This is a genomic window from Variovorax sp. 10L426 (genome assembly GCF_056395305.1).
On the sequence record NZ_JBFTJF010000008.1, the window covers coordinates 1 to 23,575 of the forward strand.

General features: G+C 64.4%; 20 protein-coding genes and 2 tRNA genes. 12 read left to right on the plus strand and 10 right to left on the minus strand.

Going from position 1 to position 23,575, the window contains the following annotated elements; genetic code table 11:
- Positions 1 to 155: 155 nt before the first annotated feature.
- The 3 genes from AC1DHL_RS13225 to polA form a co-directional block, all read right to left on the minus strand.
- Positions 156 to 1,058, minus strand: coding sequence for a LysR family transcriptional regulator (locus AC1DHL_RS13225; RefSeq protein ID WP_478162252.1), 903 nt, complete (start codon positions 1,056 to 1,058; stop codon positions 156 to 158).
- A gap of 18 nt (positions 1,059 to 1,076) precedes the next feature.
- Complete coding sequence (locus tag AC1DHL_RS13230) at positions 1,077 to 2,375, minus strand: M20/M25/M40 family metallo-hydrolase (RefSeq protein WP_478162253.1); 1,299 nt, start codon at positions 2,373 to 2,375, stop codon at positions 1,077 to 1,079.
- Between the two features lie 133 nt (positions 2,376 to 2,508).
- Positions 2,509 to 5,301, minus strand: a complete 2,793-nt coding sequence (gene polA / locus AC1DHL_RS13235; protein ID WP_478162254.1) for a DNA polymerase I — start codon at positions 5,299 to 5,301, stop codon at positions 2,509 to 2,511.
- A 98-nt stretch (positions 5,302 to 5,399) separates the two neighbouring features.
- Here polA and AC1DHL_RS13240 point away from each other — a divergent pair, with 98 nt between their 5' ends.
- Genes AC1DHL_RS13240 through AC1DHL_RS13250 form a run of 3 tightly spaced genes read left to right on the plus strand, consistent with a single transcriptional unit; the run spans position 5,400 to position 7,635 of the window.
- Entirely contained in the window at positions 5,400 to 5,780 is a 381-nt protein-coding gene (locus AC1DHL_RS13240) for a hypothetical protein (RefSeq protein WP_478162255.1), read from the plus strand.
- Positions 5,781 to 5,787: 7 nt separating this feature from the next.
- Positions 5,788 to 6,831, plus strand: a complete 1,044-nt coding sequence (locus tag AC1DHL_RS13245; RefSeq protein WP_478162256.1) for a homoserine kinase — start codon at positions 5,788 to 5,790, stop codon at positions 6,829 to 6,831.
- Positions 6,832 to 6,840: 9 nt separating this feature from the next.
- A complete protein-coding gene (locus AC1DHL_RS13250; protein ID WP_478162257.1) occupies positions 6,841 to 7,635 on the plus strand; it encodes a BPSS1780 family membrane protein in 795 nt (264 codons plus the stop codon).
- Between the two features lie 122 nt (positions 7,636 to 7,757).
- On the opposite strand, the gene AC1DHL_RS13255 is transcribed toward AC1DHL_RS13250, so the two are convergent.
- Positions 7,758 to 10,160: a UvrD-helicase domain-containing protein gene (locus tag AC1DHL_RS13255; RefSeq protein ID WP_478162258.1), complete on the minus strand. Its 2,403-nt coding sequence runs from the start codon at positions 10,158 to 10,160 to the stop codon at positions 7,758 to 7,760.
- A 211-nt stretch (positions 10,161 to 10,371) separates the two neighbouring features.
- On the opposite strand from AC1DHL_RS13255, the gene AC1DHL_RS13260 reads away from it, so the two are divergent.
- The gene (locus tag AC1DHL_RS13260; protein ID WP_478104830.1) at positions 10,372 to 11,349 is read left to right on the plus strand and encodes a GMP reductase; all 978 of its coding nucleotides are present in this window, start codon (positions 10,372 to 10,374) and stop codon (positions 11,347 to 11,349) included.
- Positions 11,350 to 11,376: 27 nt separating this feature from the next.
- Here AC1DHL_RS13260 and AC1DHL_RS13265 read toward each other — a convergent pair whose 3' ends face one another.
- Positions 11,377 to 12,243: an alpha/beta hydrolase gene (locus tag AC1DHL_RS13265; RefSeq protein ID WP_478162259.1), complete on the minus strand. Its 867-nt coding sequence runs from the start codon at positions 12,241 to 12,243 to the stop codon at positions 11,377 to 11,379.
- 93 nt (positions 12,244 to 12,336) lie between these two features.
- Between AC1DHL_RS13265 and AC1DHL_RS13270 the strand changes: the two genes are divergently transcribed.
- Positions 12,337 to 12,412 (plus strand) — tRNA-Ala (locus AC1DHL_RS13270).
- Positions 12,413 to 12,427: 15 nt separating this feature from the next.
- Here the strand turns inward: AC1DHL_RS13270 and AC1DHL_RS13275 are convergent.
- From AC1DHL_RS13275 to AC1DHL_RS13285, 3 genes are all read right to left on the minus strand, one after another.
- Positions 12,428 to 13,765: a threonine/serine exporter family protein gene (locus AC1DHL_RS13275; protein WP_478104827.1), complete on the minus strand. Its 1,338-nt coding sequence runs from the start codon at positions 13,763 to 13,765 to the stop codon at positions 12,428 to 12,430.
- A 35-nt stretch (positions 13,766 to 13,800) separates the two neighbouring features.
- The gene (locus AC1DHL_RS13280) at positions 13,801 to 15,183 is read right to left on the minus strand and encodes a DUF1254 domain-containing protein (RefSeq protein WP_478162260.1); all 1,383 of its coding nucleotides are present in this window, start codon (positions 15,181 to 15,183) and stop codon (positions 13,801 to 13,803) included.
- A gap of 159 nt (positions 15,184 to 15,342) precedes the next feature.
- A complete protein-coding gene (locus AC1DHL_RS13285) occupies positions 15,343 to 16,050 on the minus strand; it encodes an SDR family NAD(P)-dependent oxidoreductase (RefSeq protein WP_478104825.1) in 708 nt (235 codons plus the stop codon).
- A 97-nt stretch (positions 16,051 to 16,147) separates the two neighbouring features.
- Here AC1DHL_RS13285 and bktB point away from each other — a divergent pair, with 97 nt between their 5' ends.
- From bktB to AC1DHL_RS13300, 3 genes are all read left to right on the plus strand, one after another.
- Positions 16,148 to 17,329, plus strand: coding sequence for a beta-ketothiolase BktB (gene bktB / locus AC1DHL_RS13290; protein WP_478162261.1), 1,182 nt, complete (start codon positions 16,148 to 16,150; stop codon positions 17,327 to 17,329).
- A gap of 65 nt (positions 17,330 to 17,394) precedes the next feature.
- Positions 17,395 to 17,470: transfer RNA gene (locus tag AC1DHL_RS13295), tRNA-Lys, on the plus strand.
- Between the two features lie 198 nt (positions 17,471 to 17,668).
- A complete protein-coding gene (locus AC1DHL_RS13300; RefSeq protein WP_478162262.1) occupies positions 17,669 to 18,046 on the plus strand; it encodes a helix-turn-helix domain-containing protein in 378 nt (125 codons plus the stop codon).
- A 402-nt stretch (positions 18,047 to 18,448) separates the two neighbouring features.
- On the opposite strand, the gene AC1DHL_RS13305 is transcribed toward AC1DHL_RS13300, so the two are convergent.
- Together AC1DHL_RS13305 and AC1DHL_RS13310 are read right to left on the minus strand one after the other, a co-directional pair.
- Positions 18,449 to 18,688 carry a hypothetical protein gene (locus tag AC1DHL_RS13305; RefSeq protein ID WP_478162263.1) on the minus strand — a complete coding sequence of 80 codons (240 nt, stop codon included), beginning with the start codon at positions 18,686 to 18,688 and terminating at the stop codon, positions 18,449 to 18,451.
- A gap of 15 nt (positions 18,689 to 18,703) precedes the next feature.
- On the minus strand, positions 18,704 to 19,063 hold the full coding sequence (locus AC1DHL_RS13310; protein ID WP_478162264.1) for a surface-adhesin E family protein: 360 nt from the start codon (positions 19,061 to 19,063) through the stop codon (positions 18,704 to 18,706).
- Positions 19,064 to 19,610: 547 nt separating this feature from the next.
- Here AC1DHL_RS13310 and AC1DHL_RS13315 point away from each other — a divergent pair.
- From AC1DHL_RS13315 to AC1DHL_RS13330, 4 genes are all read left to right on the plus strand, one after another.
- Positions 19,611 to 19,982 carry a DUF2493 domain-containing protein gene (locus AC1DHL_RS13315; protein WP_478162265.1) on the plus strand — a complete coding sequence of 124 codons (372 nt, stop codon included), beginning with the start codon at positions 19,611 to 19,613 and terminating at the stop codon, positions 19,980 to 19,982.
- Positions 19,983 to 20,186: 204 nt separating this feature from the next.
- On the plus strand, positions 20,187 to 20,759 hold the full coding sequence (locus AC1DHL_RS13320; RefSeq protein ID WP_478162266.1) for a TetR/AcrR family transcriptional regulator: 573 nt from the start codon (positions 20,187 to 20,189) through the stop codon (positions 20,757 to 20,759).
- 69 nt (positions 20,760 to 20,828) lie between these two features.
- On the plus strand, positions 20,829 to 21,302 hold the full coding sequence (locus AC1DHL_RS13325) for a (2Fe-2S)-binding protein (protein ID WP_478104801.1): 474 nt from the start codon (positions 20,829 to 20,831) through the stop codon (positions 21,300 to 21,302).
- 13 nt (positions 21,303 to 21,315) lie between these two features.
- On the plus strand, positions 21,316 to 23,568 hold the full coding sequence (locus AC1DHL_RS13330; RefSeq protein ID WP_478162267.1) for a xanthine dehydrogenase family protein molybdopterin-binding subunit: 2,253 nt from the start codon (positions 21,316 to 21,318) through the stop codon (positions 23,566 to 23,568).
- Positions 23,569 to 23,575 lie beyond the last annotated feature (7 nt).

Sequence of the window (23,575 nt, forward strand, 5' to 3'; positions counted from 1 at the left end):
AGCGCAGCGGTACGCGGATCAGGGCTGCGCGTGTTTGAGCGAAGCGAGTTTCGCGCGGACCCCGCGTACCGTGAGCAGCGCAGGGCAGCCGCGAAGCGGCCGGTGACGTCGGCCGGCCCAGCGCACACCGCCCGCCTCCGCCACCCCAAGACCCTCTACCTCATCTCCTCAATAGCTTCCCGCATAAACCGTGTGATGCTCCGCACAGCCACAGAATCCGGCCGTCCCGCAAACCGCAGCGCCCGAATCGGCACCGGAATGTGAGGCTCCAGCGTCAACACATCCACTTTCTCCCGATCCGCCGAACAGGCCGTGCATCCATCAACCAGCGCAACCCCGAGCCCGTGATGCGCCATCGCAAGCGCCGCGTGATAGGTCTGCACCGTGACCACCGCCTGCTGAAAGCCAACCCCCGCCTGACGGCAAGCCTGGCTCAGGCTAGTGCCGACCGGATCGCGACTGTCGAGCCCCACCACCGGCAGATTGACCAGATCGTGCAAGGCCACCGACCCATTGCGCAGAAGCGCGCGTGACAGCATCCCCTTCGGCGCGATGCACACCATGCGGCTGTCCGCCAGCGCTTCTTGCGTCAACGAAGGATGCACCGCCGGACTGAACGCAAAGCCCACGTCTGCCTCCTGTAGAAGCAGCGCCGACATGATCTGCGGCGAGTGCAGTGACTCCACCGTCACAGCCACGCCCGGATGCTTCTCCCGGAAACGCTTGAGCGCGCGCGGCAGCACTTCATAGCTCAATGCCAGCACCGTGAGGATGCGCAACTCCCCCGCATCACTGGCCGTGCGCAGGTTCGCCGCCAGCCGCTGCACCTCGTCGAGCTGCGCGAAAAGCCGCTCGATGTGCGGATACAGCGTCAACGCCTCCGTCGTCGGCGTCAGTCGTCCCTTGGCGCGCTGGAAAAGCGCAAACCCCAGTTGGATCTCCGCATGCTGCAAGGTCCGGCTCACTGCCGGCTGCGTGATGTTGATGAGTCGCGCTGCCGCGCTCACGCTCCCGGTGAGCATGATCGCGTTGAAAACCTCGATGTGACGTAGGCGCATCGCGAGAGAAGCTGCGCCTCAGTTGGAAGCAGGCCCGACCTTGCCGCGCGACACGTCCATGATCATCTGCGTCGCCAGATAGAGCCGCGGTTCGATCGAATCGATCAGTACATATTCGGCATCCATCGAATGCGCGCCGAAGCCCTGGAGGCCGAAGCGCTCCACCACCGCCGCCTTGGTCTTCAGTGCGGCAAAGGCGGCGTCGGTGCCGCCGCCGGCGACCTTGTTGTCCGCGCCCAGCGGCAGGCCAAGCTCCCTGTAGATCTGCTGCGCATGCGCTGCCAGCGCGCGCGATGCATCCGTGGCCTCCAGCGGCGGACGACGGCGCTCGAACTTGACCTCGACCTTGGCCTGCGGAATCAGCTGATTCTTCGCGCGCTCCCGCACCTGCTGCTCGATGCGGTCGTAGTCGCTCACCTTCAGCACCCGCACATCTGCGCCCGCCGTCGCAGTGGCTGGAATCACGTTGCGATTGGTGCCGGCGCGCGAGATGGTCCAGTTCATCTTCAGGCCGGTCGCCGGATCGGACAGGTCACGCATCTGCAGGATCTGATTCGAAAGCTCGTACAGCGCATTCACGCCCGCCTCGGGTGCCGAACCCGCGTGCGAAGCCTTGCCCGTGACGTTGAGCGTGACAGACGCAATGCCCGCGGTCGCGAGCGACAGCTTGTCTTCGCGAACCGAAGACCCCTCGAACGACATCACCACGTCATGCTCACCGCCCAGCCTCGTAATGAGTGAACGCGCGCCCGGCGAACTGATCTCCTCGTCGCCGTTGATCAGGACCGTCAATGTGCCGTAGTCCTTGAAGTTCAACGCTTTCAGCAGCGCCACCGTGTGAGCGATGACCGCGACGCCCTGCTTGTCGTCCGCAATCCCGAGCCCATAGGCCTTGTCGCCATCGATGCGAAACGGCTGCTGATTCGACATGCCGATCTGGTAGACCGTGTCCATGTGCGCGATCAGCATGATCTTCTTCGTGCCCGTCCCCTTGAACGTCGCACGCACCACCTTGCCGATCTTCTCGGGCGTGTCCTCCATGCGGTAGGCATCGGCCGACGGATCGATCAGTTCGACCTCGCCGCCAAGCGCCCTGAACTTCTCGACAATCAGATTCGCAATCTTGTCCAGCCCTTCCAGATCACGGCTCCCCGATTCCACAGAAACCAGCTGCTTCAATGTCTCCAGCAACGCCGGCTTCTCCTTCGCGGCAAGCGAAGCGAGACGCTCATCAGGCGCAGCAAAAGCGCAAGCACAAGCAAAACTCAGCGCCGTAAGGACAAAGGCCCGACGCCCAAAAGCAGTAGCAACATTCATTGTTCTCAGTTCTCCAAGAGAGGGACATTCCAGAAACACCGCGGAACCGGCTTCGCCGGGCCGCTGGTGTTGCCCCCGGTAGGGGGTGGGCGGCTACACGAAGTGAGCCAACCTGGGGGCGAGCGTATCTAGGCTAGTGTGCTTTATCCCAATTGGGCCCAAAGCCGATCTCCGCAAGCAGCGGCACCTTGAGTTCCGCAACGCTCGCCATGATCCGTGGGATCTCGATGCGAACCCACTCGACTTCATCTTCAGGCACTTCGAACACCAGTTCGTCGTGCACCTGCATGATCATCTTTGTCCCGCGCTTCTCGGCGTCGAGCACGTCCTGCACTTTCACCATGCTGAGCTTGATGAGATCGGCAGCGGTGCCCTGCATCGGCGCGTTGATGGCCGCACGTTCGGCGCCGCCTCGACGCGGGCCGTTGGGCGAGTTGATCTCCGGCAGATAGAGACGGCGGCCGAACACGGTCTCGACGTAACCTTTCTGCTTGGCCAGCGCCTTGGTCTCGTCCATGTACGCCTTCACGCCGGGATAGCGCGCGAAGTAGCGCTCGATGTAGGACGCCGCGGCCTTGGTCTCGATGCCCAGGTTGCGCGCAAGGCCAAAGCTGCTCATGCCGTAGATCAGCCCGAAATTGATCACCTTCGCGTAGCGGCGCTGCTCGCTCGACACCTGGTCCACCGCGACGCCAAACACCTCGCCGGCCGTCGCCCGGTGCACGTCGATGCCTTCGGTGAATGCGCGCAGCAGCGATTCGTCGCCGCTGATGTGGGCCATGATGCGCAGTTCGATCTGCGAATAGTCGGAGCTCGCGATCACACTGCCCGCCGGCGCGACAAAAGCCTCGCGCACACGGCGGCCCTCGACCGTGCGGATCGGGATGTTCTGCAGATTGGGGTCGTTGCTGGACAGCCGCCCCGTCACTGCAACGGCCTGCGCGTAGTGCGTGTGCACCCGACCGCTGCGCGGATTCGCCAGCAAGCCAAGCTTGTCGGTGTAAGTGCCCTTGAGCTTCGACAAACCGCGATGCTCCAGGATCTTGGCAGGCAACGGGAAATCCTCGGCGAGCTTTTCCAGTACCTCTTCGTCGGTGCTCGGTGCGCCGCTCGGTGTCTTCTTGACAACCGGCAGGCCCAGCTTGGTGAAGAACACCTCGCCGATCTGCTTGGGCGAACCGAGATTGAAGGGCTGGCCCGCGAGTTCGTAGGCCTCCTGCTCCAGCGCCATGATGCGCTTGCCGAGTTCGTTGCTCTGCGCGGCCAGCGTGGGCGCGTCGATCAGCACGCCATTGCGTTCGACGCGGTAGAGCGTCTCGCTGGATGCGATTTCCAGCTCGTAGATGAAGCGCAGCTTCTCGTTGGCTTCGAGTTGCGGCCAGAGGACGCGATGCACGTCCAGCGTCTGGTCGGAATCCTCGCACGAGTATTCGGCGGCCTTGTCGATCGACACCTGGCTGAACGAGATCTGGTGTGCGCCCTTGCCGCAGAGGTCTTCGTAGTCGATGCCCGTACGGCCCAGGTGCCGCTCCGCCAGACTGGCGAGGCCGTGCGGCTTGTGCACCTCCAGCACGTAGCTCTGCAGCATCGTGTCGTGCGCATAGCCTTGCACCTCGATGCCGTGGTTGGCGAACACATGGCGGTCGTACTTGATGTGCTGGCCGAGCTTTTTCTTCGTGCCGTCTTCGAGCCAGGGCTTGAGCTTTGCCAGGACTTCATCGCGCGGCAGTTGAACGGGCGCGTCGGGATAGTTGTGGCCCACCGGGATGTAGGCCGCCTCGCCCGGCGTCACGCTGAAGCTCAGGCCGACGATTTCGGCGCGCATCTCGTCGAGCGAGTTGGTCTCGGTGTCGATCGCCACGAGCTCGGCCGCCTGGATTTTGGCCAGCCAGGTGTCGAAGGCCTCCCAGGTCATGATCGTGTCGTAGGCCAGGTTGGAGACCTTGGCCGCGGCTTGGAAACTGGGATCGTCGAAGAGGCCGGTGCCGCCTTCCGGTCCCTTGCGCTTCTTGTTCTCCTCGATCAGTTCGGGCTGCACCTCGTGGGCTTCCAACGTCTTCACCAGGGACTTGAAGCCGTACTGTTCGTAGAAGGTCTTCAGGGCATCCGTCTGTTGCGGTCCGATGGCGATGGCGTCCAGCGAGGGCAGCCCGCTCACATGCTCGCCGAGGTCGCAATCGGTCCGGATGGTCACCAGCCGACGGCCTTGCGGCAGCCAGTCGAGCGCCTTGCGCAGGTTCTCGCCGGCCTGGCCCTTGACCTCGCCGGCACGTGCGATGAGCGCATCGAGCGAACCGTATTCGAGCAGCCACTTGGCGGCTGTCTTCGGACCGACCTTCTCGACGCCGGGGACGTTGTCGACCGTGTCGCCGACCAGGGTCTGGTAGTCGATCATCAGGTTCGGCGGCACGCCGAACTCGGCCGTCACGCCGGCCACGTCGCGCTTCTTGCCGTTCATCGTGTCGATGATGGTGACGTGCTCGTCCACGAGTTGGCTCAGGTCCTTGTCGCCGCTGGACACCGTGACTTCAATGCCCTGGACGGCGGCGGTCCGGGCGAGCGTGCCGATCACGTCGTCGGCCTCGATGTCGGGCACGCAAAGGACCGGCCAGCCGAGCATCCGTACGACCTGGTGGATCGGCTCGACCTGGCTGCGCAGGTCGTCCGGCATCGGCGAGCGATTGGCCTTGTAGGCGGGGTACCAGTCGTCGCGGAACGTCTTGCCCGGCGCGTCGAAGACGCAGGCGGCGTAGTCGGCCCGCACCTCGCGGCGCAAGGCCTGCATCATGTTGATCATTCCCCGGATGGCGCCCGTGGCGGGACTGCTGTTGTCGCCGGGTACGGCGCGCAGGTCGGGCATCGCGTGAAAGGCGCGATAGAGATAGCTCGATCCGTCGACGAGCAGCAGCGTTTTCTTGTCGGTCATCAAGGCATTTTGCCGTGCCGCGACCGGCCGTCCGGAAGGTGTGCCGGAACGCCACGGACTTGTATCCCTGAAGCGAGCGCGGACCTACAATCCTGATCATGTCTTCCACGTTGCTTCACGTTTCCCGCATTCGCCTGGCCACGCTGATGTTCGCCAGCGTCGCGGCGATTGCCGCCGTACAGGCCCAGACCCCCCCGCCGGCGCAGCAGCCGGCCCCGGCGGGCAAAACGGAAGCGGACAAGGAAAACGGCCGCCAAAACCAGAAGATCGAGCACATCCATACCGAAGACAGCGGCGCCACCGTCGACGAGGTTCGCGTCGGCGGCCAAACGATGAGCATCACCGTCAAGCCCAAGAACAACGCGCCGGCGTACAACGTCATGCCCAACCGCGAACAGGGCAGCAACATGCAGGGCCAACCCGATTCGAGCAACTCAGACCCCGGCTCGCGGGTCTGGTGGAACGTCTTCAAGTTCTGAGCGCACGGTGGCAGTTTTCACGGAAGTCGGATTCGACGAAGCCGACGCGCTGGTGCAGCGCCTGGGACTCGGCCCGCTGAGCGAACTTCGAGGCATCGAAGGCGGGATCGAGAACACCAACTACTTCGCGACCACCGCGACGGGTGAGTTCGTGCTGACCTTGTTCGAGCGCCTCGGCCCCGAACAGCTTCCGTACTACCTTTGTTTGATGAAGCACCTCGCGGCACGGGGTATTCCGGTGCCGGAGCCAGTGGCCGATCCGAAGATCGAGCCGATGCAAGGGCACCCGCTTTCGATACCCGCCAACGCGCCTTGCGAGTTGCTGCACACGGTGGCCGGCAAACCTGCCGCCGTGGTGCAGCGCCTTCAGGGCAAGAGCGTACTGGCACCCACGGCACGACACTGCGCTGAACTCGGCCGCCTGCTGGCTCACATGCACATTGCTGCGCGAGACTATCCGCGCATCCAACCCAATCTGCGCGGCCTGCCGTGGTGGAACGACACCACGCCTGTGGTCTTACCCTATTTGGAGGCCCCGCAAGCCGCACTGTTGCGCAGCGAACTCGCCTACCAGAACCACATCGCCGAATCCTCGGCCTACGCCGCGCTGCCGCGCGGGCCGATCCACGCCGACCTGTTCCGGGACAACGCGATGTTCGACACCCACGCCAGCGCCGACGCGCCACGGCTGACGGGCGTCTTCGACTTCTATTTCGCCGGCACCGACACATGGCTTTTCGACGTGGCCGTGTGCCTGAACGATTGGTCCATCGACCTCCAGACCGGCCGCCACGATGCCGCACGCGCCGCCGCGCTGCTCGCCGCCTACGGCACCGTGCGCCCCCTGACCGGCGCCGAGCGCGCCCTGCTGCCGGCCATGCTCAGGGCCGCCGCGCTGCGTTTCTGGATTTCGCGGCTGTGGGACTATCACCTGCCGCGTGAAGCAAGCATGCTCAAGGCGCACGATCCGACGCACTTCGAACGCGTGCTGCGCGAGCGCGCCCATGCGACCTTCGAGTTCTCACATGGCGACGAACTGCAGGCCGCCTGACCCGACCCGATGAAACTCAACCTTGTTCCGGCACGCACCGGCGTGCTGTGGGTCCGCAGCGGACTCAAGGCCTTCGCGCGACAGCCGCTGGCCTTCATTTCGCTGTTCTTCTTCTTCATGGCGCTGGTGTCGATCGCCTCGCAACTGCCGCTGATTGGTGCGGCGATTGCGTTGATGCTGCTGCCGACCATGACGCTGGGCCTCATGGCGGCGGCTGCGCGGGCCGCCGGGCCTGAAAAGCCGCCTGCGGGCACCGTGTTCATGGCGGCGTTGAATGCAGTCCGTTCCGACGTCCGGCCCATGGCCGTGCTCGGCGCGATGTACGCTGGCTTGTTCCTCGCGGTCATGGCGATCTCCGCGCTGGCCGATGGCGGGCAGTTCGCCCGGGTGTACCTGCTCGGCGGCCCGCTCACGCGCGAATTGGCGGAAACCACCGAGTTCCAGGTAGCGCTCTGGATCGCGATGGGTCTTTACCTGCCGCTATCGCTGGCTTTCTGGCACGCGCCGGCGCTCGTGCACTGGCACCGCGTGCCACCGGCCAAGAGCCTGTTTTTCAGCTTCGTGGCCTGCTTCAAGAACTTCGGCGCGCTCACCGTCTTCGGACTGGTCTGGACCGGTGTCTTCATCGGCGCAGGCATCGTGTTGAGCCTGATCGCGACCTTGCTCGTGGCTGTCGGCGCGATGGGCATCGGCGCGGGCGCCTCGGCGGCCGGCGGCGCGGTGATGGTCGGCGGCGCGCTGGTGATGGCAGCAATGTTCTTCACCAGCACCTGGTTCACCTTCAGGGATTCATTTCAAGAATAGCTCGCCCCCAGGTTGGCTCACTTCGTGTAGCCGCCCACCCCCTACCGGGGGCAACACCAGCGGCCCGGCAAAGCCGGTTCCGCGGTGTTTGACCAACAGGCCTGGCTGCGCCGGCCGTTTGGTCAGACCGGGGTTAGCTTTGCTACTGAGAGGGCCAGCCACTTGACGCCGTGGCGGGGGAAGTTGACTTGGGCGCGGGCGTCGTCGCCGCTGCCTTCCAGCGCCAATACGGTGCCTTCACCGAACTTGTTGTGGAAGACCTGCATGCCTGAGCGCAGGCCGTGGGATGGCGCGGCTTTTTGGGGCGGGACGGGAGGGCTGGCGAAGGTTTCCTTGCCGTAGTTGCCTCCACCGCTGCCGCGCGTGCTTGCGTAACCGCCGCCATAGCCGAAGGCCGAGGGCGTGAAACCCTGGTTCTTGGGGGTGAGCCACTTGAGGGCGCTCTCGGGCAGTTCGTCGAAGAAACGGCTCTTGACGTTGTAACGGGTCTGGCCGTGCAGCATGCGGGTCTGCGAATGGCTCAGGTACAGGCGCTTGCGTGCGCGGGTGATGGCCACGTACATCAGGCGGCGCTCTTCCTCGAGGCTTTCATAGTCGCTCATCGAGTTCTCGTGCGGGAACAGGCCCTCTTCCAGGCCGGTGATGAAAACGCAATCGAATTCCAGGCCCTTGGCGGCGTGCACGGTCATGAGTTGTACTGCGTCCTGGCCGGCCTGGGCCTGGTTGTCGCCGGATTCGAGGGCGGCATGGGTCAGGAACGCCGCGAGCGGGCTGAGCGTCTCGCCCGTTTCCGCATCGGGCGCGAGCGGTTCGTCGGTGACGGGGCGGTTCGGATCGATGCCTTGACTGACCGGTGATTGCCGCAGTTCGTCGACGGGCAGCGCCACCGCATCGCGGCCGAAGCCTTCCTGCGTGACGAAGCTTTCGGCGGCGTTGACCAGTTCTTCCAGATTCTCGATGCGGTCGGCGCCTTCGCGGTCGGCCTTGTAGTGCTCGATGAGGCCGCTGTGGTCCAGCACCAGTTCGATGATCTCGCGCAGCGACATGCCCTGCGTCTGCTCGCGCAGCACGTCGATCTTCGCGACGAAAGCGGAGAGATTTCCGCCGGCCTTGCCGCCGACCGCGCTGACGGCGTCGTGCAACGAGCGGCCGGCCGCGCGGGCCGCGTCCTGCAACTGCTCGATGCTGCGCGCGCCGATGCCGCGCGGCGGAAAGTTGACGATGCGCAGGAAGCTCGTGTCGTCGTCCTTGTTCTCCAGCAGCCGCAGGTAGGCCAGTGCGTGCTTGATTTCGGCTCGCTCGAAGAAGCGCAGGCCGCCATACACGCGGTACGGCACAGCGGCATTGAAAAGCGCCGTTTCGATCACCCGGCTCTGCGCATTGCTGCGGTAGAGCACGGCCATCTCCTTGCGATCGATGCCGTCGCGCACCAGCTGGCGCATCTCCTCGACCATCCATTGCGCTTCGGCGAAATCGCTGGTCGACTCGTAGACGCGCACTGGTTCGCCCGGGCCCTGGTCGGTACGCAGGTTCTTGCCGAGGCGCTTCTTGTTGTGGCTGATGAGTTCGTTGGCCGAATCGAGGATATTGCTGTAGCTGCGGTAGTTCTGCTCCAGCTTGATCTGGTGCGACACGTTGAATTCGCGCACGAAATCGGCCATGTTGCCCACACGCGCACCGCGGAATGCATAAATGCTCTGGTCGTCGTCGCCGACCGCGATCACGCTGTTGTCGGCAGGTGCGAAACGGCCGTCGACCATGGTGCCGGAGAGCATCTTGATCCACGCGTATTGCAGGCGGTTGGTGTCCTGGAATTCGTCGATCAGGATGTGCCGGAACCGCCGCTGGTAGTGCTCGCGCACCGGATCGTTGTCGCGTAGCAACTCGTAGCTGCGAAGCATCAGCTCGCCGAAGTCGACCACCCCCTCGCGCTGGCATTGCTCCTCGTAGAGCTGATAGAGCTCGACCTTCTTGCGGTCGTCATCGCTGCGGATCTCGACGTCGCGCGGGCGCAGGCCGTCTTCCTTGGCACCGGCGATGAACCATTGGGTCTGCTTGGCCGGAAAACGCTCGTCGTCGACGTTGAATTGCTTCATCAGCCGCTTGATGGCGGAAAGCTGGTCCTGCGTGTCGAGAATCTGGAAAGTGGAAGGAAGCCCTGCGAGCTTCCAGTGCGCACGCAGGAAGCGATTGCACAGCCCATGGAAGGTGCCGATCCACATCCCGCGAACGTTGACGGGCAGCATAGCGGTCAGCCGCGTCATCATTTCCTTGGCGGCCTTGTTGGTAAAGGTCACGGCGAGGATGCCGCCGGGCGACACCTGGCCGGTCTGCAGCAACCACGCGATCCGTGTGGTCAGCACCCGGGTCTTGCCCGAACCGGCGCCGGCGAGGATCAGCGCATTCCCGGCAGGGAGCGTCACGGCTGCAAGTTGCTCCGCGTTCAGGTTGGCGAGCAGGGGGGACGCGGCGGGCGCTTCGCCCTGGGCGTCGGGCGCGCCGGAAAACAAGTCATATGGGAGCATGTGCCCATTGTAGAAACGCCCCACCCGCCGTGGGGCGAGCGGGTAGAATCAGTCACCGGGCCCAAGTTTCTTGACGTCCGGTTTTTTTGTGCCTGCGCATTGCAGGGTTCGGTGACGCCGCACGGCGCACCCGCAAAACCGGGCTCCAAGCCAAGCGCCCCATCGCCGCCGAAATCCTTCGGGGACGACCTTTCAAGGAGCTTGGAATCTCATGCAAATCTTCGACTACGACAACATCCTTCTGCTGCCCCGCAAATGCGTGGTGGAAAGCCGCTCCGAGTGCGACGCCAGCGTCACCCTCGGCGGCCGCAGTTTTCGCATTCCGACAGTGCCCGCCAACATGAAGACGGTGGTCGACGAGACCATCTGCACTTGGCTCGCGAAGAACGGCTACTTCTACGTGATGCACCGCTTCGACCTCGACAACGTCAAGTTCGTCAAGGACATGCACGCGCAGGGGGTGTTCGCCTCGATTTCGCTGGGCGTGAAGAAGCCGGATTACGACACGGTGGACCAACTCGTTGCTGCCGGCATGGCGCCCGAGTACATCACGATCGACATCGCGCACGGCCACGCCGACAGCGTGAAGAACATGATCGCGTACCTCAAGAAGAAGCTGCCGAAGTCCTTCGTGATCGCTGGCAACGTCGGCACGCCGGAAGCAATCATCGATCTGGAAAACTGGGGCGCCGACGCGACCAAGGTGGGCATCGGCCCCGGCAAGGTCTGCATCACCAAGCTCAAGACGGGGTTCGGCACCGGCGGTTGGCAGTTGTCGGCGCTCAAGTGGTGCGCGCGTGTGGCGACCAAGCCGATCATTGCCGACGGCGGCATCCGCGACCACGGCGACATCGCCAAGAGCATCCGCTTCGGTGCCTCGATGGTGATGATCGGCTCGCTCTTCGCGGGTCATGAGGAATCGCCGGGCAAGACGGTGGAAGTCGACGGCGTGCTCTTCAAGGAATATTACGGATCGGCCAGCGACTTCAACAAGGGCGAGTACAAGCACGTCGAAGGCAAGCGCATCCTCGAGCCGATCAAGGGCAAGCTGGCCGAGACGCTGATCGAGATGGAGCAGGACATCCAGAGCTCCATCAGCTATGCGGGCGGCCGCAAGCTCATGGACATCCGCAAGGTTAACTACGTCACGCTGGGCGGCGACAACGCGGGCGAGCACCTGCTGATGTAGGCCCGCGCCGCTGCTCGACGGCTGCGCTCAAGCGTCGAGCAGTTGCATCGCCAGCGCGTGCAGGCGGTGCGTGGGGTCGGCCAGAGCGTCCACGACGCCGAAGTGGTCGAGACCCGGCAGCACTTCGCTGACCGGCACCGCGGTGGATCCCCACGCGTCGCGAATCAGGGCGTTCTGGCGGATGAATTCCTCGCTCTCCCCGCTGCCGACAACCGTATAGAGCTTGCCGCGCTTCGGCGCCGGCCAGAACGCGGGGCTGAGGCGCAGCGCTTCGGCCTCGGTGAGGCGCAGCGCATCCGCGATGAAGGGCGCGTGCTGAAGCGGCCGAAGGTCATGGACGCCGGAAATCGAAAATGCGTTGCGCACCAGTTGCGCGGGCAAGTCCGGCGCGACCGCCTTCCAGTCGCATCCCAGCAGCATCGCCGCCAGGTGTCCGCCCGCCGAATGGCCGGAAACCGTGATGCGCGAAGGATCGCCGCCATGCGCCGCGATGTTGCGCCAGGTCCATTCGAGCGCGCGAACCATTTGCAGCGCGATATCGGCGACGCAGACCAGCTGCTCGACCGAACCGGGGCAAAGCGCGTAGTTGGGCACAACAACGCAGACGCCACGGTCGACGAATGCGGGGGAAACCATGGAAGAGTCGCTCTTGTCCAGCGAACGCCAATAACCGCCGTGGATGTACACCAGCACCGGCGCATTCGGAACCGTTGCAGGAAACACGTCGAGCGTCTCACTCGGCCCGTCGCCATAAGGCAGATCCAGCCTGCAATCCAGGGAAGCGCGCGCGCTGGCGGACTTCGAAGCCCATCGCGCCAGATGCACGGGGTGCTCCGGCACACGGGCCCGGTTGTTGTACATGCTGTCCAGCCAGGCGGGGTCGTACAGCGCCATTCTTCTGTCTCCTTTTTCTTGAAAAGGAGCGCATCTTGGCATGGTCATGCCGTGCAACGGGCGGCCGCTTCTGGTTAGAATTTGCGCTGCGTTGGGGGGGTAGCTCAGCTGGGAGAGCGCCGCGTTCGCAATGCGGAGGTCGTGAGTTCGATCCTCATCCTCTCCACCAACCTTCATTCGCTGCTCAACGCCGCAGCCTCAGGTACCGCAGCATCACATCCGTCATGGTGCCGGCCCGCTGGAACACGGGTTCGAACAGTGCGTTGTAAACCCCGGTACCAATCACCGACCCCAGCCCGATCGAGACAATCGTGAACAGCGTCGCCACGAAATTCTCGACGCCCGCCAGCCGGTTGGTGCCAACCAGCTCGGCCATCCCGATGAGCCCCAGCGAACCAGGCACCAGCAGCCACATCGCCGGCGTGAACGTCACCATCGAAGGCGGCCCACCGAGTCGGTACTGCACCATGTACGACGCCGGGGTGATCAGCATCGCCGCGAAGAAGCCGCTCATGTAGCCGCCGAACGCGGCATTGCCGATCAACTGCCCGATCTGCGCGACGAACAGAAGCGCCAGCAACCACGGCAATGTGCGCAGTCGCGCAGAGTAGTGCAGCACATGCCCCACCCCGAACAGCAGCACCCCTACCCACGGCGCCCATGCGCGCAATGCGCCCTCGGACTCAGGTTCGAGCAACTTGTCCGGCGGTAGCCCGACGATCGACGTCGCGGCCAGCATGCCGAGGACGAGGAACACGAGTTGCAGCAGCCCCGAAACGAATCGCGTGCCGCCCGAGACGATGTCGCCGTAGGCGAGTTCGACGGTCGCCGTGGCGAGCGTGCCGCCCGGCAGGAAAGTCACCAACGACGCGACGAGCACGTAGATGGGGCTGGCCCTGAACCCATGCTGGGCGGCCAGCAATGACACCAGCGCCACGACGAAAGCGGCAACAGTGGGCATCAGCGTCGTGATGATCCCGCGGTCGCGCGCCAGGACCTTGAGGACGCCGACGATCAGCCCGAAAAATGCTGCGGCGCCCACCACGTCGGATGCCGGCCGCAGCACGAGGGCGATCCCGACGGTCGCAAGCACATGCCCCAGAACGCCCCACATCAACCCGAAACGCGCAGGCAATGACAGGATGGCGTTGATCCGCTTCAAGCCCTCGGACGGATCGATCGGCTCGCGTTCGGCGTCGCGCGCCAGCTCGTAGGCCCCTTCGATCTGGTCGTATCGAAGCACGAGCCCCTGTTCAGAGGTGAACTCGATCTGCAGGGAGTCTTCCTCGGCGAAATTGACGAACACGACCGTCGGCAACGCGAGCGCGTTGAAGTGGTCGACGCGGTTGACGCGCGCCACGCGACGCAGGGTTGTCTCCACAAGCCCCGCGGGCGCGCCGGTCGCCAGCAGGAGGTGGCCGAGTCGAAGCAGAAAGCGCAGCAGATGCCGACGCTCGGCCAAGCTGCGTTCGCCGACGCCATCGTCGATCCGCAAACTGGAATGCTGGAGATCCGCGCTCATTCGGGAAGGACCATGAATCCATCCAGTATGCGCCGCTAAGGCACCCTGACAACCGCTGGCGGCGTCCAATGGCCATTCAACACGGGCTCTTCGGGCCAGTACGAACGGATGTAGAGGGAGAACTCGCTCGTGCCATCAGCCGGAGCGGGCAGCCAGTTGCCCTCCTCCTCGGCGCCCGGCGAGTCGGCCTGCACGCGGATCGTCAGCGATCCGTCCGTGTCATAGCGAAGCGCCTTGCTCTTGGTGCCGACCGAATAGCGCGCAAGGCGGTTCGGCTCGAAGAAGTGGTGCTTGTTGTAGAGCGTGAGCGACCAGAAGCCCTTGACCGGCGGAGTCTCTCCGCGAGGGAAGGTGACCGTGTAGCGACGGGAGGCATTCAGCCGCGCGCCTTCCGCGTCGAGGTCCTGGTAGAAATATTTCGTCTCGCGCTGCCTGTTGACGAAGATGTTCGATTTCGCAACCGCGGTGCGCGTGAAGTAGTCGGTGCCGAAGCCCGCGCCGTTGGCGATGGTGGACCAATGGTGCGGCAGTTGCCGGCCGTAGTTGCGGAACTCGAAGAGCGGATCGACCAGTTCCTTTTCCGCTGCGACCACCGCCCGGTCGAACACGTCCCGGACGTGCGGTTCCCTTGCAGCCGCATCGACCACAGCGAGCACCTGCGCGTAGCGGGCCGACTCCCCGGGCAGCGGCTTGGCGTCGGCAAGCGCGCCCGGCAGCAGGTCGCGGAACGCCGCGGGCGGCACCCAGCGGGTTTCCGCGCCGTCGCCCCCGCTCGCCGGATTGCTCGCCACGGGCACCTTGCGCCAGTCGGTGATCTTCGTTTTTCCGTTGAACTCGGCGACCGGGTAGAGACCGATCCGGTTGATGACGGACTGGACCGCCGCCAGATCCTGCGGTGTGTCTTCGCGAAACACGCGCGGAACCACGACGCCCGTGCAGGTCTGCGACGCGAACACCTTGCTGATGCCATGCGGCACCGTGCCGACCCAGTTCGGCCCGACCAGCAGATAGAAGCCAGGCCGAGTGCCGTACATCTTTCCCAGTTCGGCGAAGCTGTCGGTTCGAGAATCCACCACCTGGTACACCCAGAAGCGGTCGCCGAAATCCGGGACCTGCAGCACGACCGGCGACTCGTCGAGCGCAACGATCCCGTTGCCGTACACCACGTCCTGGTTCGGGCAGGCGACCGCACGCTCGGCCGGATCGATGTAGTCGGTGAGCATCGTCAGCGTGTTCACCGGCCCGACCGGCAACACGCCGCCGAGGAGCATCGGGTGCGGCAGCTGGCCGAAGGTGCTGCGGCGGTTGTAGACGTTGACGATCGGCCACGCCCAGAAGAAGGCGTCGCGCGCGACGAGGCGGACGTACTCGTCGCTGAGCTTCATTTGCGTATCGGGTCCGGGGATCACGTGCGCCATCGTCATCTCCTCCTCGAATCAATCGGCGCGGCAACATTCGCCGCGCCGAAGCACCCACCCGATAGCATGCGCAGGTCGCGGGCAAAGCGCACTTGTCCGATGGTGAAGCGCTGATTGCCCCTTGGTGCACGTACCCGGCGCGAAACCGGGCCGAGCCGGTCAGGCGTCGAGCGTCAAATGCTGGCCGTGCAGTGCGGCCGCCGCGGGAGAAACCAGGAAACCGATGGTCTGGGCCGCCACGCTGGTCGACACCCATCCGGCCGGATTGGCGTCCGGCATGGCCTGCCGGTTGGCCGGTGTGTCGAGCACGCTGGGCGCGATGCTGTTGACGTTGATGCCATGCGGCGCAAGTTCGGCCGCCGAGGCCTCGACGAGGCGCTGCAGGGCGCTCTTCGATGCAATGTAGGCGGCCATGGCCGGCAGGCCGCGCATCGCCGTCTTCGCGGTGACGGCAACGATGCTGCCGGTCTTGCGCTCGATCATCGACGGCGCCAGCGCCTGCGAAACCGCCACGAACGACCATGCGTTCAGGTTCATCATGCGGTCCCAGGCAGCACGGCTCAGGGCGTGCACCGCCTCTCCCATCTCGAAGCCGCCCGCGATGTGGACCAGCGCATCGACCTGCTTGAAGGCGCCGAGGATGCGCGTTGCCGCGTCGGCCATCGCCGGCACCGATGTGACATCCGCCTCCAGCAGGAGGTGCTGCGAGTTGTCGAGCCCGGGAAAGGCACTGTTCAGGTGCTCCATCCGATGATCGATCAGGGCCACGCGGGCACCCGCGTCGAGAAAATGCCGCACTACGGCGCGACCCAGTGCGCCGGCGGCGCCCGTCACGACGATGTGACGGGCGGCGTTCGCTTCGTTCATTGAAGGCTCCTAGTAAGGGCACGGATCGTAACGCCGCCATCACCCCGGTGGCGCGCGTGCTGGCATCATCGAGGTTTTGTTTGCACGGAGAGTCGTCATGAAAGAAGTGGTTGTCGTCAGCGGCGTTCGCACCGCCATCGGTACTTTTGGCGGAAGCCTGAAGGATGTTCCCCCCACCAAACTGGCCGCGTTGGTTACCAAGGAAGCGCTGGCGCGCGCTAAGGTCGACGGCAAGGACGTGGAAAACGTGGTCTTCGGCCACGTCATCAACACCGAGCCGCGCGACATGTACATGGGCCGCGTGGCCGCGATCGAAGGCGGCTGCGCACAGGAAACGCCCGCGCTCACGGTCAACCGCCTGTGCGGCTCGGGCCTGCAGGCCATCGTGAGCGCAGCGCAGAGCATCCAGCTCGGCGACGCCAAGGTGGCCGTCGGCGGCGGCGCCGAGAGCATGAGCCGCGCGCCCCTTTCCTCGCTGACCGCTCGCTGGGGCGTTCGCATGGGCGACACCAAGCTCGTCGACATGATGATCGGCGCGCTGCACGACCCGTTCCAGAACATCCATATGGGCATCACGGCCGAGAACGTGGCCAAGAAGTGGGACATCAGCCGCGAGACGCAGGATCAGACCGCGCTCACCAGCCATCAGCGCGCCCAGAAGGCCATCGAGTCCGGCTACTTCAAGTCGCAGATAGTTCCGGTGCCGCTCGAAAGCCGCAAGGGCCCGACGCAGTTCGACACCGACGAGCACGTTCGCTTCAACGCGAAGATGGAAGACATGGCGAAGCTCAAGCCTGCCTTCCTGAAGGAGAACGGCACCGTCACGCCCGGCAATGCTTCCGGCCTCAATGACGCAGCCGCTGCTGTGGTGCTGATGGAAAAGGAAGAAGCCGCACGACGCGGCCTCAAGCCGATGGCGCGCATCGTGGCCTACGCTTTTGCCGGCGTCGATCCGGCCTACATGGGCATCGGGCCTGTGCCGGCCTCGCGCAAGGCGCTCGAAAAAGCCGGGCTCAAAGCCTCCGACATGGACGTGGTCGAAGCCAACGAAGCTTTCGCGGCGCAGGCCTGCGCGGTGACGAAGGACCTCGGTCTCGACCCCGCGAAGGTGAACCCGAACGGCTCGGGCATCTCGCTGGGCCATCCGATCGGCGCAACGGGTGCGCTGATCACGGTCAAGGCGCTGTACGAGCTCGAACGCATCCAGGGCCGCTACGCGCTCGTGACCATGTGCATCGGCGGCGGCCAGGGCATCGCGTGCATTTTTGAGCGGGTGTGACGAACTGCTCAAAAAGTTGTGGCTATAATCGTCGGATTGCCTGAAACGACAGAAATGTTGATCAGGGGCTCTTAGCTCAGTTGGTAGAGCAGCGGACTCTTAATCCGTAGGTCGAGTGTTCGAGTCACTCAGGGCCCACCAGCAAACCCACTCTGGTAAAGAAACGGCGCTATCAAAACGGTAGCGCCGTTTTTATTTGGGCGCCCGAAATGAGACGCCAATGTGACGCGTCACATATCCAGTAGCGCTCGCGCGTGCAGGCGTACCGGACGCCAGAAAGGTCTCGATTGGCCGCACGAAGGTGGATCGCAGCGTTGACCAGTTCAAAGGAGCCTGATCATGGAAGTCAAAGCCATCCGCACTGAAGCCGACTATCTCGCCGCGCTGGAGCAGGTATCGGCGCTGATCGACATCGACCCGGCGCCCGACACTCCCGAGGGTGAGCGTCTGGATGTGCTGGGCACGCTCGTGCAGGCTTACGAAGCAAAGCACTACCCGATCGACCCGCCCGACCCCATTGAGGCGATCAAGTTCCGCATGGATCAATCGGGCATGAACGTCAAAGACCTTGTGCCGTACATCGGCCCGCTGAATCGCGTGTACGAAGTACTCGCGCGCAAGCGACCGCTGACGCTGCACATGATCCGCCGGCTGAGCGACGGCCTGCACATTCCGGCCGAGGTGCTGATCCGCGAGTCGGAAGCAGTCGCAGCCTGATAGCACAGACCGGGGTCGATCGAAGGCCCCGATTTGCACGGACCCGCAAACTGTCCGCCGCCCGCGGGCTTTTTCATGCGTATCTGCGAGTGAGGGCGGACACCGTCGTCCTGGGCCATCATGCGTCGGATCGCAGGGGACTCAAAATCCCCCGCCGCAAGGCGCGCCGGTTCGGCCGACGCTGGCGTTAGGCGTCGACCTTGCGGGTGCTGACGAGCACGACTTCGCTCGGCGACTTGGCTCGCGCCGCCGCAGCGGCCAGCAGTTCGTTCGTCTTCTTCTGCTCCGCGATCAGCGTGCGCAGCAGCGGTTTTGTGCCGAAGATCGCGAACCCGCACTACCGGCGTGACAGGCCGGTATTCCACAGCGCGGCGAATACGGCCTGCGCCCCCGACATCGGACCTACCTCAGTTTCAGCGCAGGCGCCATTCCCAGGAGAGAAAGCAGCCCCCAGAGGATCAACGCTGCACCGCCGCACATGTACAGCACCAGAAAGATGCGGAACGCCAACGGGTCGTCATCCCTGTTGGGACGGTAGGGGCGGAGGAAATTGGAGCCAGCAGGTAGCTCACCATCGCGATAGCCGCGCCAGGCGACGACAAGCAAGCCGGCACCCATCACGAGCAGAAAGAGTGCGCCCAACGTTCTCACCGCGGCTTAGCCGATCGACTCCAACGCATCGGTTCCGCAGAGCGACTTGATCAGCCTGGTCGGCCGCCCGTCAGCGGTCACCCAACAGACCACCGGCATCCTGCCCTCGACGTATACCTGAACCTTTACCGGGGCGCCTCCGAAATTCGGCCTGTCGAAGTAGCTCGCCCTCGCATAGCTCGCCGAGCCGCGCTTGCAGTTGACAACGGCAGTGGCGTCAAAGGAGCGATAGGCAAAGCCATCCATCCCTTGCGCGTCGGCCCGACTTGCACGCACTCCCACAAATCGAAGGTCGCCGCTTTTTTGGATCGAATCAGGGTTGAACTGAAAGTAGTCGCTGGTTGGATCCCCGGCGACGCCGGCCATCGTCAACCATTCTGAGTGAGCGGCGCTGGAGAGGCACACGGCAAGCGAAAGGAAAATCAACTTCGGTCGCATCGCGTCATTTTGCCTACAGCCTCTACTCCACGTCGATCTCCGTCACGTTGGTCTGCAACTGCGCGCACGGGCCGCATGATGATGGCCTCTTAATCCGTAGGTCGAGTGTTCAAGTCACTCAGGGCCCACCAGCAAACCCACTCTGGTAAAGAAACGGCGCGATCGCAACGATAGCGCCGTTTTTTTTGGCGTCCGACAAAGAGCCGCCGAGACTTGCATCTGGGCGGGTTGTTCTGGAAGCACCACGCCCCTCCTTGAAGTGCCTTGATTCCGTGCGAAACCACACGCCAATCGCCGCAAAGGCCGTGCCCTCCATGCTTCAGTCTGGCTACATTGCGTCCTGGACGTGCCGGTCACTGAGCACGCGATCGCCTTTTCCTGCTCAAACTTCCCCATGCACACATCAAGAGCCCACAGACATGAAGGACGCCCAGATGAAGACGTGGCCTACTGCATGGACCCGTTGAGCTGATCCGTGAGAGTGCTCGTCTGCGGCGGTCGCAACTTCGACGACTGGCCCTTCATCGTCCATGTGCTCGACCGCATGCATGCGCGTCAGCCCATCACGACCCTCATCGAGGGCGGAGGCACGGGTGCCGACGAGTTCGCGCGTCGATGGGCCAGGACACGCGGGATCAAGATCGCCACTTACCCTGCAGACTGGGAACGCTACCCGGGTCGTGCTGGGCTCATCAGAAACGCTCAGATGCTGCGCGAGGGGCGTCCAGAACTCGTCATCGCATTCAAAGGTGGTCGCGTGACCGCGCATATGATCACTATCGCGTCGGCAGCGCTCGTACCGGTGTTGAAGACCTGGAGGTTGAAGGGTGAGTCACGGTCGGCTTGAATCGCAAACGGCATTGCCGCCCGCTCCAACTGTCAAGTAGCCCGAAGCGCGAAGTCCGCGGCCGCGTGGATCGCTGCATCAACGTCGTCGGGCAGCGCCTTTCCATAGGCCAGGAAGCCATGGTTCACCCCTGATGCTTCGCGTTCCGCGACGTCATTGAATGAATTCTTGTTCACCCAAGAACAAAAAACTAAGATCGGCGCCGTGAAACTCAAAGACGACGAGAAGCTCCGCGCCATCGCCCAGGCGACGTTCACGCTCGTCGGGCAAACCGGCTTGAGCGGCCTGACCATGGCCGCCATCGCCCGCGAAGCGGGCCTGGCCACCGGCACGCTGTACGTCTATTTCAAGTCGAAGGAAGAGTTGATGGTCGCGCTCTACGAGCAGGCCAAGACTGCAACCGCCGCCAGCCTCATGCATGGCGACAACCCGAAGGCGCCGTTTCGCAGTCGCTTTCGACACATGTGGATGAACTGGCTCGAACACCGCCTGACGCACTATGCGCAAGTCGTGTTTCTGGAGCAGTACTACAACTCCCCCTGGTTCAGCGAAGAAAGCCGCAACCTGTCGGCCCGGCTCATCAAGGATTGGGTCGACCTGGTCGAAGAAGCCAAGGCCGAGCAGATCCTGAAGGACGTGCCGACCGTGCTGCTGATCAACAGCTTCGGCGGCTCGGTGCGCGAGACCGCGAATCTGCTGCGCTCCGGCACGTTGGCCCACACCAACGCCAATCTGACGATGGCTTTCGGACTCTGCTGGGACGGCATCAAGGCCTGAGTCGCTTGACCGCGAGAAGCGACAGGTCTATCGTTTGGCCGAATTAATGTTCGCCCAAAGGACCCCGCGATGACGACGCTCCATATCAACGGCCAGGACCGACAGGTCGACGCCGACCCTTCCACCCCCATCCTCTGGGCGCTGCGTGACACGCTCGGCATGACGGGTACCAAGTTCGGCTGCGGCGCAGCGCTGTGCGGCGCCTGCACGGTACATCTCAACGGCCAGGCGATCCGCTCTTGCGTGACGCCGATCTCCGCGGCCGCGGGACAGAAGATCTCCACCATCGAAAGCGTCACCGACGGCAGCGACAAGGTCGGCAAGGCCGTTCACGAGGCCTGGGTCAAGCATGACGTGGCGCAATGCGGCTACTGTCAGAGCGGCCAGATCATGTCGGCGACCGCCTTCCTCAAGACGGTCCCGCCGGGCAAGCTACCCAGCGAGGCCGATATCGATTCGGCCATGGCCGGCAACATCTGTCGCTGCGGCACCTACGCGCGCATTCGCGCCGCGATCGCCGATGCCGCCAAGACGCTGGCCTGAAGGAGATCACATCATGAACTTCGATCAGACCACCTTCGAACTGCCCGCCAACCTGCGGGCGCTGATGACACGCCAGGACGGTGCCCCCGAATCCCGAGGCCTCCCGCGGCGCAGCTTCCTGAAGCTCACCGCCATGAGCGGCTTCGCGCTCGGCGTCTTCCCGATGAGCGCGCTGGCGCAGGACACGACCGCCGCAGGCGCCAAGCCGGCCGGTCTGAAGCCGTTGCAGCAGCCGTCGGCCTTCGTGCGCATCGACCGCGACGGCACGACCACCATCACCATCAACCGGCTCGAATTCGGACAGGGTGTGCAGACGTCGCTGCCGATGATCCTGGCCGAGGAACTCGACGCCGACTGGTCCAAGGTCAAGAGCGTTCATGGAAGCAACGATCCGGCGTATGTCGATCCAGCGTTCGGCATGCACATCACGGGCGGCTCGGGCTCCATCAAGAATTCGTACACGCAGTACCGCGAGCTCGGGGCACGCACGCGCGCCATGCTCGTCAGCGCGGCGGCGGCACAGTGGAAGGTTGACGCGGCCACGCTGCAAACGCGCAATGGCGTCGTCATCGGCCCTGGCGGCAAGCAGTTCGGCTATGGCGAGCTTGCAGAGGCGGCAATGAAGCAGCCGGTGCCGGAGACGGTCAAGCTGAAGGACCCCAAGGACTTCCGCCTCATCGGCAAGCCCACAGGCCGGCTCGACGCGCAAGCCAAATCCAGCGGCCACCAGAGCTACGGCATCGACATGCGCCTGCCCGGCATGCTCACCGCCGTCGTGGCGCATCCGCCGGTGTTTGCTGCCAAGCTCAAGTCCGTGGATGACAGCGCGGCAAAGTCGATCAAGGGCGTCAAGGCCGTGCTGCGCGTCCCCGTCGATCGCGGCGGCGAAGGCGTGGCAGTGATCGCCGACGGCTACTGGGCCGCCAAGCAAGGTCGCGACGCACTCAAGCTCGAATGGGACAGCAGCAGCGTCGAGAAGGTCGACAGCGAGAAGCAACTCGCGCAATACCGCGACCTTGCGACGAAGCCCGGTCCGCGCAAGTACGACGCCGACGTGTCGAAGCTCGCCAGTGCGCCGCACAAGATCAACGCCGAGTTCGTGTTCCCCTACCTCGCGCACGCGCCGATGGAGCCGCTCAACTGCACGGTCAGCCTCGCGGGCGACAAGGCCGAAGTCTGGACCGGCACGCAAATGCCCGGGATCGACGGCATGGCGGCCGCCAAGGTCCTCGGCGTGCCGCCGCAGAACGTCAAGGTCAACGTGCAGATGGCGGGCGGCGGTTTCGGTCGTCGCGGCCTGCTGACCAGCGACTTCGTGGCCGAGGCCTGCAGCGTCGTCAAGGCGGCGCAGGCGGCGGGCATCACCGCGCCGATCCGCACGCTGTGGAGCCGCGAAGACGACATCAAGGGCGGGTACTACCGGCCGATGCATCTTCACACCGCGAAGATCGGCTTCGACGCGCAGGGAAAGATCACCGGCTGGGACCACGCGATCGTCGGCCAGTCGCTGCTGATGGGCAGCATGTTCGAGCCGATGATGGTGAAGGACGGCATCGACGCCACCGCCGTCGAGGGCATGAAGGAGCCGTACGACATCCCGATGCGCCTCACGGTGCATCACCCGAAGCTCAACGTGCCGGTGCTCTGGTGGCGCAGCGTGGGCTCGACCCACACCGCATTCGTCATGGAAACACTGGTCGACGAGATCGCCCGCACCACCCGGCAGGACCCGGTCGCCTATCGCATGAAACTCATCGGCGACCAGCACCCGCGGCACAAGGCGGCGCTGCAACTGGCGGTGGACAAATCCGGCTACGGCAAGAAGAAGCTCGAAGCGGGCCGGGCCTGGGGCGTGGCCGTGCATGAATCGTTCAACTCGGTGGTGGCGTATGTCGTCGAGGCCTCGGTCAAGGACGGCACGCCCACGCTGCACAACGTGACGGCGGGCGTGCACTGCAATCTGGTGGTCAATCCGCAAAGCCTGGAAGCGCAGGTGCAAGGTGCCGCGGTCATGGGCCTGTCGATGTGCCTGCCCGGCGCCGCGATCACGCTCAAGGACGGCGTGGTGCAGCAAAGCAATTTCGGCGACTTCGTCGTGCCCCGCATCAGCGACATGCCGCAGATTGCCGTGTACACGGTGCCGAGTGCCGATGCACCCACAGGGATGGGCGAGCCGGGCTTGCCGCCGCTTGCTCCGGCGTTCGCGAACGCCGTGGCTTCGATCACCGGCAAACCCGTGCGCGCGCTGCCTTTCAAGCTCGCCTGACCTGAAT

Excerpts from the sequence above, each read along its gene's own strand:
- AC1DHL_RS13280 (WP_478162260.1), bottom strand. The coding sequence starts at position 15,183 with ATGGCGCACGTGATCCCCGGACCCGATACGCAAATGAAGCTCAGCGAC.
- AC1DHL_RS13325 (WP_478104801.1), top strand. The coding sequence starts at position 20,829 with ATGACGACGCTCCATATCAACGGCCAGGACCGACAGGTCGACGCCGAC.
- AC1DHL_RS13250 (WP_478162257.1), top strand. The coding sequence starts at position 6,841 with ATGAAACTCAACCTTGTTCCGGCACGCACCGGCGTGCTGTGGGTCCGC.
- bktB (WP_478162261.1), top strand. The coding sequence starts at position 16,148 with ATGAAAGAAGTGGTTGTCGTCAGCGGCGTTCGCACCGCCATCGGTACT.
- AC1DHL_RS13230 (WP_478162253.1), bottom strand. The coding sequence starts at position 2,375 with ATGAATGTTGCTACTGCTTTTGGGCGTCGGGCCTTTGTCCTTACGGCG.
- AC1DHL_RS13240 (WP_478162255.1), top strand. The coding sequence starts at position 5,400 with ATGTCTTCCACGTTGCTTCACGTTTCCCGCATTCGCCTGGCCACGCTG.
- polA (WP_478162254.1), bottom strand. The coding sequence starts at position 5,301 with ATGACCGACAAGAAAACGCTGCTGCTCGTCGACGGATCGAGCTATCTC.
- AC1DHL_RS13300 (WP_478162262.1), top strand. The coding sequence starts at position 17,669 with ATGGAAGTCAAAGCCATCCGCACTGAAGCCGACTATCTCGCCGCGCTG.
- AC1DHL_RS13285 (WP_478104825.1), bottom strand. The coding sequence starts at position 16,050 with ATGAACGAAGCGAACGCCGCCCGTCACATCGTCGTGACGGGCGCCGCC.
- AC1DHL_RS13225 (WP_478162252.1), bottom strand. The coding sequence starts at position 1,058 with ATGCGCCTACGTCACATCGAGGTTTTCAACGCGATCATGCTCACCGGG.
- AC1DHL_RS13255 (WP_478162258.1), bottom strand. The coding sequence starts at position 10,160 with ATGCTCCCATATGACTTGTTTTCCGGCGCGCCCGACGCCCAGGGCGAA.
- AC1DHL_RS13260 (WP_478104830.1), top strand. The coding sequence starts at position 10,372 with ATGCAAATCTTCGACTACGACAACATCCTTCTGCTGCCCCGCAAATGC.
- AC1DHL_RS13275 (WP_478104827.1), bottom strand. The coding sequence starts at position 13,765 with ATGAGCGCGGATCTCCAGCATTCCAGTTTGCGGATCGACGATGGCGTC.
- AC1DHL_RS13265 (WP_478162259.1), bottom strand. The coding sequence starts at position 12,243 with ATGGCGCTGTACGACCCCGCCTGGCTGGACAGCATGTACAACAACCGG.
- AC1DHL_RS13330 (WP_478162267.1), top strand. The coding sequence starts at position 21,316 with ATGAACTTCGATCAGACCACCTTCGAACTGCCCGCCAACCTGCGGGCG.
- AC1DHL_RS13310 (WP_478162264.1), bottom strand. The coding sequence starts at position 19,063 with ATGGCCGGCGTCGCCGGGGATCCAACCAGCGACTACTTTCAGTTCAAC.